This is a genomic window from Bacillus sp. T-10(2022), from assembly GCF_056502895.1.
Genome location: NZ_CP113518.1, coordinates 4427885 through 4439986, shown reverse-complemented (window position 1 = coordinate 4439986; position 12102 = coordinate 4427885). Strand labels below are relative to the sequence as shown.

Annotated in this window: 15 protein-coding genes; 10 read left to right on the top strand and 5 right to left on the bottom strand. The window is 36.5% G+C overall.

All coding sequences use genetic code 11. The features are described from left to right. Nucleotides 1-4 precede the first annotated feature (4 nt). Complete coding sequence (locus OSJ91_RS21730) at nt 5-568, bottom strand: hypothetical protein (protein ID WP_485890397.1); 564 nt, start codon at nt 566-568, stop codon at nt 5-7. Between the two features lie 347 nt (nt 569-915). Between OSJ91_RS21730 and OSJ91_RS21725 the strand changes: the two genes are divergently transcribed. The 4 genes from OSJ91_RS21725 (at nt 916) to OSJ91_RS21710 (ending at nt 2657) form a co-directional block, all read left to right on the top strand. After that, on the top strand, nt 916-1527 hold the full coding sequence (locus tag OSJ91_RS21725; RefSeq protein ID WP_350299917.1) for a flavodoxin domain-containing protein: 612 nt from the start codon (nt 916-918) through the stop codon (nt 1525-1527). Next, nucleotides 1448-1615 (top strand): Fur-regulated basic protein FbpA, encoded by a 168-nt coding sequence (locus tag OSJ91_RS21720; RefSeq protein ID WP_084786080.1) that lies wholly within the window; start codon nt 1448-1450, stop codon nt 1613-1615. Before OSJ91_RS21725 ends, OSJ91_RS21720 begins: the two co-directional genes overlap by 80 nt. Next, nucleotides 1608-1757 (top strand): FbpB family small basic protein, encoded by a 150-nt coding sequence (locus OSJ91_RS21715; protein WP_095393069.1) that lies wholly within the window; start codon nt 1608-1610, stop codon nt 1755-1757. Before OSJ91_RS21720 ends, OSJ91_RS21715 begins: the two co-directional genes overlap by 8 nt. Nucleotides 1758-2204: 447 nt before the next feature. Beyond that, complete coding sequence (locus tag OSJ91_RS21710) at nt 2205-2657, top strand: DinB family protein (protein WP_485890396.1); 453 nt, start codon at nt 2205-2207, stop codon at nt 2655-2657. 28 nt (nt 2658-2685) lie between these two features. On the opposite strand, the gene OSJ91_RS21705 is transcribed toward OSJ91_RS21710, so the two are convergent. Then, a complete protein-coding gene (locus OSJ91_RS21705) occupies nt 2686-3318 on the bottom strand; it encodes a DUF2238 domain-containing protein (RefSeq protein ID WP_413019452.1) in 633 nt (210 codons plus the stop codon). A gap of 55 nt (nt 3319-3373) precedes the next feature. Next, nucleotides 3374-4147: an alpha/beta fold hydrolase gene (locus tag OSJ91_RS21700; protein WP_350299913.1), complete on the bottom strand. Its 774-nt coding sequence runs from the start codon at nt 4145-4147 to the stop codon at nt 3374-3376. 192 nt (nt 4148-4339) lie between these two features. Here OSJ91_RS21700 and OSJ91_RS21695 point away from each other — a divergent pair, with 192 nt between their 5' ends. Further along, complete coding sequence (locus OSJ91_RS21695) at nt 4340-4510, top strand: hypothetical protein (protein WP_413019450.1); 171 nt, start codon at nt 4340-4342, stop codon at nt 4508-4510. A gap of 181 nt (nt 4511-4691) precedes the next feature. On the opposite strand, the gene OSJ91_RS21690 is transcribed toward OSJ91_RS21695, so the two are convergent. Both OSJ91_RS21690 and OSJ91_RS21685 read right to left on the bottom strand, forming a co-directional pair. Continuing rightward, nucleotides 4692-6416: a sensor histidine kinase gene (locus OSJ91_RS21690; protein WP_485890395.1), complete on the bottom strand. Its 1725-nt coding sequence runs from the start codon at nt 6414-6416 to the stop codon at nt 4692-4694. Next, complete coding sequence (locus OSJ91_RS21685) at nt 6403-7119, bottom strand: response regulator transcription factor (RefSeq protein WP_350299910.1); 717 nt, start codon at nt 7117-7119, stop codon at nt 6403-6405. Before OSJ91_RS21685 ends, OSJ91_RS21690 begins: the two co-directional genes overlap by 14 nt. 157 nt (nt 7120-7276) lie before the next feature. On the opposite strand from OSJ91_RS21685, the gene OSJ91_RS21680 reads away from it, so the two are divergent. From OSJ91_RS21680 to OSJ91_RS21660, 5 genes are all read left to right on the top strand, one after another. Continuing rightward, nucleotides 7277-7966 carry a hypothetical protein gene (locus OSJ91_RS21680; RefSeq protein ID WP_485890394.1) on the top strand — a complete coding sequence of 230 codons (690 nt, stop codon included), beginning with the start codon at nt 7277-7279 and terminating at the stop codon, nt 7964-7966. After that, nucleotides 7966-8871 carry an ABC transporter ATP-binding protein gene (locus OSJ91_RS21675; RefSeq protein ID WP_350299908.1) on the top strand — a complete coding sequence of 302 codons (906 nt, stop codon included), beginning with the start codon at nt 7966-7968 and terminating at the stop codon, nt 8869-8871. Before OSJ91_RS21680 ends, OSJ91_RS21675 begins: the two co-directional genes overlap by 1 nt. 120 nt (nt 8872-8991) lie before the next feature. Further along, nucleotides 8992-9426, top strand: a complete 435-nt coding sequence (locus OSJ91_RS21670; RefSeq protein WP_413020399.1) for a PH domain-containing protein — start codon at nt 8992-8994, stop codon at nt 9424-9426. Then, nucleotides 9423-10934, top strand: coding sequence for a PH domain-containing protein (locus OSJ91_RS21665; RefSeq protein ID WP_485890393.1), 1512 nt, complete (start codon nt 9423-9425; stop codon nt 10932-10934). Before OSJ91_RS21670 ends, OSJ91_RS21665 begins: the two co-directional genes overlap by 4 nt. A gap of 273 nt (nt 10935-11207) precedes the next feature. Continuing rightward, on the top strand, nt 11208-11768 hold the full coding sequence (locus tag OSJ91_RS21660; protein WP_485890392.1) for a peptidoglycan-binding domain-containing protein: 561 nt from the start codon (nt 11208-11210) through the stop codon (nt 11766-11768). Nucleotides 11769-12102: the final 334 nt, after the last annotated feature.

Genomic DNA, 12102 nt, shown 5'->3' with positions numbered 1-12102 from the left:
TTTTTTATTTAACCTCAAAATAACTATAACCATTTGCAATGGCTGAATAAGTGCCATTCTTTACTGTCCTGAATGGTCCACCTAGTTTTGCACGGTATTTTCCAGCAGACAATCGGTCAGATGATTCATTTCTAATTGTGGAAGTTGGTCGGTTTATAGGATAGCTGAAATTGTGAGTTTTATAATTTTTCCAACCGCCATTAAGAAATCCGTGATGTTTTTGTATTGTAACTTTTACATTGCTATAAGCTATTACATCTCCACCAACTTGTATTGTCCAAGGGCAATAGGCAGATTTACTTGTGACATAACAGCCAACCGTTCCGCGTGCGAAAGAAAGTCCGTATGGAGTGATAACTGATTCATTTCCATAAGAAAGGCTATTTGGTGAATAATCAGTGTTTGCAAGATTTGGTAGTGAATCCAAGTCTATTGTTGGCTCTGCCTCTTGTATTATTACTTCTGTTAATTCTTTAGATGGACCTGTTTCTTCTGCTTTTGTTTGATTAGGAAAACTAGCGAACAAAAGTACTGAAAATAAAAATAGAAAAAGCACTTTTCTCATCATAATAACCTCCTAAATAATTATTTTCCATAATAAAATCATATATTTATGGATTTATTACAAAAACTAAAAAGGTAGATATGATCATCGGAAGGTGTTTTTTGTTTTGTTATATATACCTATATAGTTAAATTATTACATAGTGTATCATGGTTGTTTGTGAAAATATAGGCTTTTTTACCTAAATATTTTGGTTTTTTCACTTAATTTTAGGACATTTATATTATTTTTAAGATGAGGAACGGACTGTTTAATATAATTACCGGAGGTAAATAATTGACAATGAGAATCATTTTCATTTATAGTGAGATGTGTAATGAAATTAATTCTCAATTAGGAAGGTGATATAGATGAAGGTATTCATTGGTTATGTCAGTTTATCCGGTAATACCGAGAAAATGGCTTTAAACATAAAGAAAAGAATGAAGGCTGTCGGCTGTGAAGTATATATGGAAAGATTGGATACTGTTGAAGTTGATGCTTTAAAGGATTTTGATTTGGCCTTTATTGGTTTATATACATGGAATCTAGAAGAGTTACCGTATGAAGCAAACGAGTTTTATGAAGAAATTGATCAAGTGGACTTTGCTGGAGTGAAAGTTGCATTCTTTGGTGCCGGCGACCTGACCCATTCAAAACCCTGCGCCGCGATAGATATCCTTTCCGATAAAATGAAGCAATTTGGATTTGATGTATATGATCGAGTATTGAAAATACACCAAGAAAGCAGTACATACGAACAATTAAGGAAATGCGAAGACTTTGCAGAGCATGCCCTTATATGGGGAAGCAATAGGAAGAAGTGGAGATTCTACATGTGGGATCGGATGCTAAGCAGCCCCAAATACCAAAAGTCTGTATTTTTGTTAAGGAGGGTCCTTGATGATTACCCAATTAAGTACAAAGGGAGAAGCAAAAAAAGAGGAACTTATACAAGAACTACTGAAATTCGGGATTTTTAAAAAATATAATAAACAACTTTACGAGCTTCCGATAGTAGTTTTACAGAAGGAATTCAATCACTTGAGAGGTGAATTAAAAAATGTCTAGGAGAAGGAAATCTTATACTGAACTTCTAAAAGAAAACCGCGAACTTCTGTTGCATGACAAAATTGAAGTGGAACGCATCTATACAAAAATCGATCAAAAAGCCATTAATGAAAAAAAGGGCAGTAAGCAAGTACAATCATGACTGGTTAAAATTTAAACGGTGATTGAAACGTAGGGCCACCTCCCTTTCCGCGGGTGGTCCCGCCCTCGGAGCTTTTTGCACCTGTGGGTCTTTTATGAAACCCCTACTAGATTGAAGAAATATGCGACACTCCTGCCGAAAAACTGGCTAGCCGAGACCCCGGAGACGCTTGCTTTGATGCGGCTTGGCAGACAGTCGGCGGAAAGGGAGCGGATTTCTGAAATCAACTGGAAGTTTTTTAAAACTTTAGGCAAACTGACTTTTCTTCAAGTTTGCCTGAAGCCTGAACCGAAATCCATTTTTGATTTCGGTTTTTTCTTTTGGGTCTGTTATTGATTGCTGTTGGTTTCCATATTCAACAAACCGTGCAGTTAGTTGAAGAAGAAGGTATTTTCCGGTTGGTTGCCGAATAAAAATCCTTTAGGTAAAACTTAGGGGGAGTGCAAATTGAAAAATGTAATAGATGGAATCAATCATTGGATAGGTTTTATACCTGAAGAGTTCAACCGGATGACAGAAAAAGAATTAAATCATCGACCAATGCCACACAAATGGTCCAAAAAAGAGATTTTAGGACATCTATGCGATTCTGCATTGAATAATATGAATAGGTTTATCAAGATTCAGTACGAAGAACAGCCATATATTATACAACCATATAATCAAGACCAATGGGTATTGGTCCAGAATTACCAAGAGCGACCATTGGATGAGATCGTTAACCTTTTTTGTACTTTAAATAAGCAAATCATTCATATAATAACGAATACACCAAATGATAGATTATCTAATCTTTGTGATATAGGAAATAATCAACTAAAATCATTGGAGTGGCTAATAAAAGATTATCTAGAACATATGGAACATCATATTAACAATCAAATCCTAATTAAAAAATAGTGATCGATATCGATCACTATTTTTTAATTCAATTTTTCACTTTTCGTAACAGCTTGTCATGAAGTTTGGACAAGGTGAACAATACAAGGATAGAGCCAATTAATGTTAACGCCATATCCCATTGTGCGTCCCAAATATCACCTTGTGTTCCTAAAAAGTCCTTTGAAGCTTTTCTGCCTTTTGAAATGATGGCAGCTATCCATTCGATGATTTCATATAGTGCTCCAATGGCAAGCGCAAAACTTAATGTAACAGCAAATAACCACGGTCCTTTTGATAGAGGGGTTTTGCGTATTACTATTTCTCTAATCACAATCGCAAATAAACCTTTTAGAAAATGTCCAAACCGATCATAGTGGTTCCGGTTTAGGTCGTAATGATCTTTTATCCAATTAAACAGGGGGACTTTTGTGTATGTATAATGGGCACCGATGAACATGGTGATTGAAAGAACGGCAATAATGAAATAGGATAATGTAGTAAGGCGGAATTTATTATATGTAGCCATTACATAAATCAGAAACACAACGGCAGGAAGTACTTCCATTGTCCATATCAAGTATCCTTCAGGCTTAATAACTGACCAAATAAAAACTGCAGTGACTAGCAATAGTAATATTAAATGAATCAGTTTACTTTTATCTCTACCCAATTTTTTCACTCCATAAATTTATGATATGTACATAGTAAAAGATTGAAATTTGCAATCGGAAAAATCAATCAGATTGTGAATGGATAAAATGCTTAATGCTTTCATTTAAATCATTAGCCGCTTTTGTAGGAATCTGATGCTTTACATGATCAATGAATTTTAATTCCGTACATGGCAATTTTTCATGCAATAAATTGGCATAGCGATACAATGGTTTATCTTTTTTACCATAGATCAGTAAAGTTGGAAGGTTGATTTTCTCAAGCTGATGGGTACAGTTATAATGCAAACTATAATGATAATACTGCTCGATATTTCGGGCATCCCCTTTTAGGGCTTCATTAAACATTTTGTTGAACAACTTTATGGTATTTGAATTGCTCCATGAGATGGAAAGCGCAAGAATTGGAACTGCGTCTTTCTTGGCAAGTGATATTCCTAAAGAAATCTTTTGCTTTAAAGATTTATCCCTCACTTCAGACATTCCACCTATTACAATGCCACCTAGAGCCCTATCGGCACAACTCAGCAAATATTCCAATACGATAGAGCCGCCGGTCGAGTATCCGCATATGATTGCTTTATTAATTTTCAAATGATCCAACAGATGTTTGATATCTTCTATAATCAGGGGATAAGTTACTGGCTGTCTTGAATACTGACTTCTTCCATGACCCCTAATATCAAAAGTGATAACTTTGAATTCTTCTGATAATTTCTCCATTTGGTATTCGAAATTCACACTAGTCAGTACAGGAGGATGGATAAAAACAATAGGAACCCCTTTTCCCTTAACAGAATAATACAAGCTGATACCGTCCACATCTAACATTGGCATGAATATTCACCTCATTCGAAGAGTACTTGAATAATATCCCTCCTGAAAGAATTTTCCCTATTTAACATGTTTTTATTACTAATTGTTTTGGTAACAAACATCTTGAATTTTTTGGGTTTTTTTGAACAAGATATTAGAGTTCAGGAAATGAACAAAAATATATAAAATAAGGTGATGTAAATGAGAGCAAACATGGATAAAATTTTACCAGTTGTCGCTTCGGTCGGAGTAGGGATTGCGACTTATCAAATGTTGAGTGGAAATGGCGGGAAAATGAATAATATGGTGCCGCTTGCCACTAACTTGATGGGAATGGGATCTGGAATGCAAGGGCAGAATCAACAACAGCCAGAAAATCAATAAAACAAAATCATCCCTTTAGGGGATGATTTTGTTTTTATTCAAGTGTTTCTTCCTGCCTACGAACAAAAAAGTATTTAAGGTACGCCAACATTTCGAAATCCTGACGTTACCCAATCTGATTTTAACTATGATTCAAATGTACACCCTTATGAATTTCTGGCTATCCTATTTTTCATCTAGTTTAGGCTGGGAGAATGATTCGAACGGTTGTGCCTTTTTGCGGTGAACTTTTTACATTAATGGATCCTCCATGAAGGTGAACCAATTGTTTCGTTATGGCCATCCCAAGACCAGTTCCACGCCCGGAATCACTTGTATTGGTACCACGGTAATAGCGCTGGAAGAGTCTATCTAGAGATTCATTGTCCATACCTATGCCGTCATCTTCAATCGTAATAATGAGAAGGTGCTGCTCAATAGGCGAAATGGATACTGTGATCGTAGTACCTGAAGGATTATAATGGATAGCATTCGCAATTAGGTTATCAATAATCCGTTGAAACCATTTGGTATCGATAGATGCTATAGCTGTTTCGTTTTTCGGCTGGAAGACGAATTTCATATAGTTGTTAGCCGGATCATTTATGAAATGGATCATGGTTCTGCGTATGAATTCAATGATATCCACTTCTTCTTTTACAATGGGCAGAGCTTGATTCCTTAAACGGTATGTTAATGTTAGGTCTTCAAGTAATTCCATCATATATCCTGACTTTTCGGCAATGATTAAGGCGAATTCCCTTGTCTCTCTTTCTGTCCACGAGTAATTTTCAGATTCAAGCATTTGAGCATAACCTGATATGGAAGCAAGAGGCGTTTTTAAATCATGCGAAAGACCGCTTATCCATTCATCCCTGGTTTGAGTCATTTTCCTTCGTTGGGTTTCGTTTTGATGCAGGGTCTCGGTTAACTGTAAAAGTGTTGTAATCAGATCCTTATATAACCGATATTTCCTTTTTAACTTTCCTTTTTTATTTAACAAGATAGGGCGCTGATGAAGATCGAGTGGCTGTTCATATAAACCACTTCCAAGATTTTGAATCCATTTCATCATCGTAATCAAAGGAACCCCGAATTTACGTGCATACCAGAAAGTACCCGTTAACAACAGAAGAAATAACACTATAAAAATGACTAATACACTTTTACTGATCCTTTTGAACAAGTTTTCTTCTATAGAGGTCGAACCTGAATGGTTTATACCCACAATTATTGTCTGTTCTGTCTCTGCATCAAAGAAAGCATCAACTGAATCATGTTCACTCTCTGATAAGGTTTGAAGGTCCTGATTCGTGTATGAGATCCCTTCCTTTTCGCTGCCATATCCATCCAATACCTTACCGGTCGAATTGATTAATTGAACCCATCCTTCTTCCTCATCTATTTGCTTAAGAGTAGCAGCGGAAAGATTAAGATGATGATTTTTCCAATCGACACTTGTCTTAACCTCGTTTAACAGACTAGTCTCAGAACTTCTTCTACCGAATATAAGCAACTGTGGCTGCGGATACGCTTCATCTAATTTCCAATGGAAGTATTCCACAGGGTCAGAGCTATTTTGCAGCATTAAACCGGCAAGTTCGCTCTCATTAAAATGTGAAGGTGCATTTTCTGAAGTATTGTAAGCTCCAATGACATCGCCTTTTGTTGTCAGGACTAGGAGCCAGCCATTCTGATTTTTTGCCAGCTGTTTTAATTCGTCATCGAATGTCACTTTTTTACCTTGTATCGTAATCCTATCAGAAAAGAAAGTGCTATCTGCCTTTGATAAGTCTTGTGTAACCTCATCATTCATGATGGAAAAGCCAATGATCGCCCAAATGGACAATAGAATAAAGAAAAATATGATGAAAACAAGAATTAATTGGATAAAAAACTGTACAATAAAGCGTTTATGAATGTTCATGTTTACTACCATCAGAATTAAATTTATAGCCAAGTCCTCTTACAGTAATAAGATGACGTGGTTTACTTGGATTGTCCTCAATCTTTTCCCGAAGTTTACTAATATGGACCATAACAGTATTATCCTCACCTAAAAATTCTTCGCCCCACACTTTTTCATAAAGCTGGCTTTTACTAAAAAGCTGATTTGGATATTTACAGAAGAATAGCAGTAGCAGGTAAACCTGTGCAGGCAATTCTACTTTCCTGCCATTCACGGTCACTTCTCCAGATAGAGTGTTTACTTGGATTTGTCCGTATTGGTAAAACGTTTGCGAAGTGTGTGAAATCTTTCCTGAATGACGCCGTAAATGTGCTTTTACCCTTGCGACAACCTCAAGTGGATTAAAGGGTTTTGTAATATAATCGTCTGCGCCTAATGCAAATCCAGAAAGTTTATCCAAATCTGTTGAACGTGCCGTAAGAAAGAAAATGGGGGCATCAGTGGTTTCTCTAATGAGCGGACAAATTTCAAAACCGCTACGATCTGGGAGCATAACATCCAAAAGGATTAAGTCATATCGTTTTGTTTGACATAAGGTCAAAGCATCCGCAGCAGTATATGCTGTATCTATATATTTGAATTCTTCTCTTTTTAGAATCGTTGTTAACATATGTAATATTGCTTTTTCATCATCTACAATTAATATTTGTGTCTCTTGCATTTGGATACTCCCATTCTATTATGATATATAAATTATCATATCATTCGTCTGCCAATTATTTAATAATTAAGGAAAAATTAAGGTGAAGTTTCTGGTAGGTTAAGAAAGAACACCTATAATAGTCCTTAAGTGATGAACAGGAAGGAAGAGACTTAGTATGTATATTATTGGAAAAAGAGAATTTATCAGTCTATTTAAAGGAATTAAATCAGTTATTATTGTAATGATGTTATTAGCCACCTCCTATTATTCAGCCAAGTTTTCCGATTTATTAACGACTGGGATTGAACTTACAGCGAGGGAAGCTGAAAATATACACACAGTTGGTCTTTTGATCCTTATATTATTTTTTGGCCAATTATTTGTTATGGGCCTTTCACACGATAGCCTAAACAGAGAAACACGCGAACGCACTATCCGATTTTTAGTGACAAGAACGTCAAGAACCTCCATTATACTGGGGAAGTTTTTAGGTATTTGGCTATTTTGGCTTATTTGCCTAACGACCTCCTTCTTGCTTACCAGCATCTTTTCCCAGAAGATTGATGTTTTTATCTTTACTCAGACAATGAGTTTATTAACCTACCAAATAGGCTTAACAATTTTACTTTCCGTTCTCATTCCTAAGCCTGGATTTACAATGTTCCTTGGAATCATGGTTGGGGTAGCTTTTCCTATCATTGGATTATGGGTTTCCTTTACGTCGAATGTATGGGTGAGTTGGATGAAATTCATAACCCCCTATTATTATTTAATTAGGGAAGACTATACCTTTTTGGTGATTTTTATATTAGCAGGTATCATGCTCGTTATCGCCAATCTGATTTTCAAAAGGAGGGAATGCTGATGAACGCGATAGAAACAACTCAGTTAAAGAAATCGTATGGAGCGGTACCGATCGTAAAAGGAATTGATCTTAACGTGGAAAAAGGAGAAATCTTTGGTTTTCTAGGCCGTAACGGAGCTGGTAAATCAACCTTCATCAATATGTTAACCGGCATTATTCAACCCAACTCTGGAACATACTCGCTTCTAGGTGTAAAAGGTTCAAATGATCAAGTAAAGAAGAGGATTGGGGTAATGCCTGATTACTCGACATTATATGGCTCGTTAACGGCAGTGGAGCATTTGAAATTTTTATCAGCTCTTTCAGGAAATCCAGCAGGAAAAGATAGGTGTATGGAAGTCCTGCAGTTAGTTGGTCTTGAATCTCATGCTCATAAAAAAGCCGCTAAATTTTCATTCGGTATGAAAAAGAAGCTTGGAATTGCACAAGCCATCATCCATGAACCTGAGCTGATCTTTCTTGATGAACCAACTTCAGGTTTGGATGCTGAATCCGCAATCCATATTCAAAAGCTGATCAAGGATCTGCAAAAAAAAGGCGTGACCATTTTCATGACATCCCACAATCTTTATGAAGTAGAGAAAATATGCACCCGAATAGCGATTATGAAAGAAGGTCAGATTGTTAATATTGGCACAATGGAAGAACTTAGGAAAATATATAGGTCGACGATAACGGTCAAGCTTAAGCATTCTTCGGTGCCGAAATCAGAACAAGTAAAATTACATCAGTGGCTGGAGTCAGTAGGTACAGAACTGGAAATGAAAGAACCTTACATGACTATCAATATTGATGATGAGAAAAAGATTGCTGACATGATCCGAGCTTTCAATCAGTGTAAGGTTGATGTCTTGCGTGTAAAAGTAAAAGAACCATCACTAGAAGAAATCTTCTTGGCCGAATAGGTTAAATGAATATAAGTTTTTTATAAAGCACTTTGAATTAAAAATACAGGCGGTGATTTTATTAATTCTATAATGAGCTTACCTCAAAAAAGATTATCCAAGGATGCTATAAAAGTGTGGATGTTAAGTGAAACGATTACGAATATAATCGCATTCATCATTCTTGGAGTCTTACTTTACCTAGATTATCGTTTTTCTTGGAAAGAGTGGATCGGTTGGATTCTGATTGGGATTACAATTATCTCTGTGCTAGGTGCGGCCTGGTCATTGATCAGTCCTTTTCTTCTTTATAAAAACTGGCGCTTTGATGTAGATGAAGAGTTTTTACAATTGAAATCTGGTGTACTAAATGAAGTGCATGAACTTGTCCCAATGACAAAAATTCAATCGGTTGCAACTAAACAAGGACCGTTACTTAGAAAATACGGACTCTGTTCAGTTTCAATTGAAACGATGGGTTCCTCTCACTCGATACCAGCTCTACCAAAAGAGGTTGCTATCAAGTTAAGGAATCAGATTGCTCAATATGCAAAAATTAAGGAAGTGGAGCAATGACGACAGCAAAACGGTACAATCCACTTCTTATGCTTTTTAATTTCTGTAAATTAGTCAGGAATTCCATTTTCTTTGTCATTTATTTCTTTGTGATCAAAGCTGGTTCTGAATCCACCTTCATCACATATGGCAGGGTTGTTTTTTTTATAGTTTTCGGTTTAACACTTATTTCAATCATTTTAAAATGGTTCACCCATAAATACGAACTTGATTATCGTTCCTTTCATCTATACAAAGGTATTTTCAGTAAATCTGAACGAACCCTTCCTTTTTCTAAAATTCAAAACGTCAACCGTCATACGTCTTTATTCCATCGGATTTTTAAAGTGACTTCCGTTAATTTTGAAACAGGTATAGCAGGTGAGGATGCTGCTGTTAGATTCGACGTCATTTCTCAAAAGGAAGCAAATCGAATGGAAATGCATATGAAAAGTACTGTTCAGGAAGAATTGGCCACCATTCATGCTAGCGAATATAAAGATATTCTTTCTGTTGAAGGGGAAGTTAATAAAGAGATTTCAAATCGGACCAATCATTATAAGCCGACAAAAAAGGAAATTATAAAAGCTTCCTTTACATCTCTTAGTTTTCTGGTCCTTATTTCTTTTATTAGTTCTTTTTATTTCAAAATCAATGATATCTTTCATGTGGAAAGTAAAGCAGTGGGGATTTTTGAAAAGCTAATAGGCTCTTGGGGGATGATGACGATCATCATCATCGTTTTCGTCATTGCTTCTATCACATTCGGAATAGTGAGGACTTTTTTAAAATATGGGAATTATCAAATTTCCTCAGACCATGATCGAATTTACATTACGAAAGGTCTAATCGATGAAACTGCCTTTTCTATAGCCAAAGAAAAAGTGCAGGCAATTGAAATTAAACAGTCCTTCATGAAACGGTTGCTCGGACTTGCCGAAGTGAAACTGACAAGTGCAGGTGGTTTGAGTTCTGACGAAGATATGCTTGAAATCAACTCACTCTATCCCTATCTACCTGTTAAACGGGCATATGAAATAGTCTTGGAAATATTGCCATTTTATGAAATATCACAGAAGATGACTCCCCTTCCGATAAAATCCTTTTGGGTGCGCATACTGTGGCCAAGCTGGTTCTGGATCATAGCAACAATTCTCTTATTTTATTTCAAGCCAACTGTTCTGGAAGTGGAGGAAGCTTGGTGGATTCTATCTGCTATCCTGTTAATTATTATTGTTGTTTCAAGGTTATTAGATTTCTTCAATACCTTCTACATTTTGAACAATGACTTCATTCAATTCAAAACCGGGAGTCTCACCACATCTTTATTCGTGTCAAAACGAGATAAGATCATTGAAGTGAACGTAACCCGAAATATCATTCAAAAAATGCTCGGCCTTGCCTCCATTGGGACAATCAACCGGGCTAAACCGGTGCATCATGCTGGTATTGACCATGTGTCTTTTGAGATGGCTGATTCGTTTTACAAATGGTATATGGAACGTAAAAATGAAATCAAAGTTGAATGAATGGGTATAACCTAAAGATAGGACCAACATCAGGATAAGTGTTCGATCAAATCATGATTACTGTCAATATATATAAATAAAGCCTGTATGAGGACAGTGTATTGTCAATATTGGGATTCCTTTTCGGTAATATACTTCCTGTGGATAATATTTACCATTTTTTATAATTAAAGTAATAAAACACCAATAATATAACTCCATACGTTATAATGAATGGGCTCCAAGGGAAGTGTCAGAAACCTGCAGGAGTAATCATATGAATGGAGGTTTTATGTGTTGAAGAAAAAATTATTGGTCATGATTCCAACAGTTGCCCTGATGTTGGCCCCTCTAGGAACGGGAACTTCAATTACCCACGCAGCATCAAAGGGCAGTCAAATCCAGAAAATCGAAACGAAGGCGGAAACACGCCCGACCCTCAGGAAAGGCTCACGTTCGAGTTATGTAAGAGACTTACAGCAAAGCCTTAAAGATGTTAAATATAATGTAGGCGTTGATGGGATTTTCGGTACCCAAACACAAAATGTGGTAAGGGAGTTTCAAGTGGATCATAACTTAGCTTCAGATGGTATCGTCGGACCGAAGACATGGGCTGCTTTAGATGAAAATAAGGTGGAAAGAAGACAGTTCACGGAGAAAGACGCAATCGCGTTAGGGAAGAAGAAGCTGGGTAACAACATCGTATTCAGCGGTGATGGCAGATTGCTGAAAGATGGCAAAGGAAAATCATATTACAACTATAAAGCGGCTAATAAAGATTGGATGGATCAAGGGGGCACAGGAACGATTGGCTGGTTCCACATTTATAAAGATGGCCGTGTAGTGGAACAATAAAGGGGTATACATGCAAAGAATGTTCTCACTTTTAGTGGGATTTTTTTTATGTAAATCTTGGATATAATAAGAAGACTAAATACATCTATTTTTGGCTATAAATAACAAGTAAATACAGATATAATAGTAAATGGACAGCAATTTGGTATAGTGGGCAGCGGTCACTCCTTTTCAGAAAGGGGGTGTCGCTGGTGATTTCTATTATGGACGGACTGATGCTAATGATTTCATTCGCCTCTTTAATCGTCGCAATAATCGCGGTTACATTAAAAAAGTAACCCCCTCCATACCATCCGGCCAGATGTATGTAGGAAAAGGGTTACTTTCATGATCG

Excerpts from the sequence above, each read along its gene's own strand:
- OSJ91_RS21730 (WP_485890397.1), bottom strand. The coding sequence starts at position 568 with ATGATGAGAAAAGTGCTTTTTCTATTTTTATTTTCAGTACTTTTGTTC.
- OSJ91_RS21725 (WP_350299917.1), top strand. The coding sequence starts at position 916 with ATGAAGGTATTCATTGGTTATGTCAGTTTATCCGGTAATACCGAGAAA.
- OSJ91_RS21720 (WP_084786080.1), top strand. The coding sequence starts at position 1,448 with ATGATTACCCAATTAAGTACAAAGGGAGAAGCAAAAAAAGAGGAACTT.
- OSJ91_RS21715 (WP_095393069.1), top strand. The coding sequence starts at position 1,608 with ATGTCTAGGAGAAGGAAATCTTATACTGAACTTCTAAAAGAAAACCGC.
- OSJ91_RS21700 (WP_350299913.1), bottom strand. The coding sequence starts at position 4,147 with ATGCCAATGTTAGATGTGGACGGTATCAGCTTGTATTATTCTGTTAAG.
- OSJ91_RS21695 (WP_413019450.1), top strand. The coding sequence starts at position 4,340 with ATGGATAAAATTTTACCAGTTGTCGCTTCGGTCGGAGTAGGGATTGCG.
- OSJ91_RS21690 (WP_485890395.1), bottom strand. The coding sequence starts at position 6,416 with ATGAACATTCATAAACGCTTTATTGTACAGTTTTTTATCCAATTAATT.
- OSJ91_RS21685 (WP_350299910.1), bottom strand. The coding sequence starts at position 7,119 with ATGCAAGAGACACAAATATTAATTGTAGATGATGAAAAAGCAATATTA.
- OSJ91_RS21680 (WP_485890394.1), top strand. The coding sequence starts at position 7,277 with ATGTATATTATTGGAAAAAGAGAATTTATCAGTCTATTTAAAGGAATT.
- OSJ91_RS21675 (WP_350299908.1), top strand. The coding sequence starts at position 7,966 with ATGAACGCGATAGAAACAACTCAGTTAAAGAAATCGTATGGAGCGGTA.
- OSJ91_RS21670 (WP_413020399.1), top strand. The coding sequence starts at position 8,992 with ATGTTAAGTGAAACGATTACGAATATAATCGCATTCATCATTCTTGGA.
- OSJ91_RS21665 (WP_485890393.1), top strand. The coding sequence starts at position 9,423 with ATGACGACAGCAAAACGGTACAATCCACTTCTTATGCTTTTTAATTTC.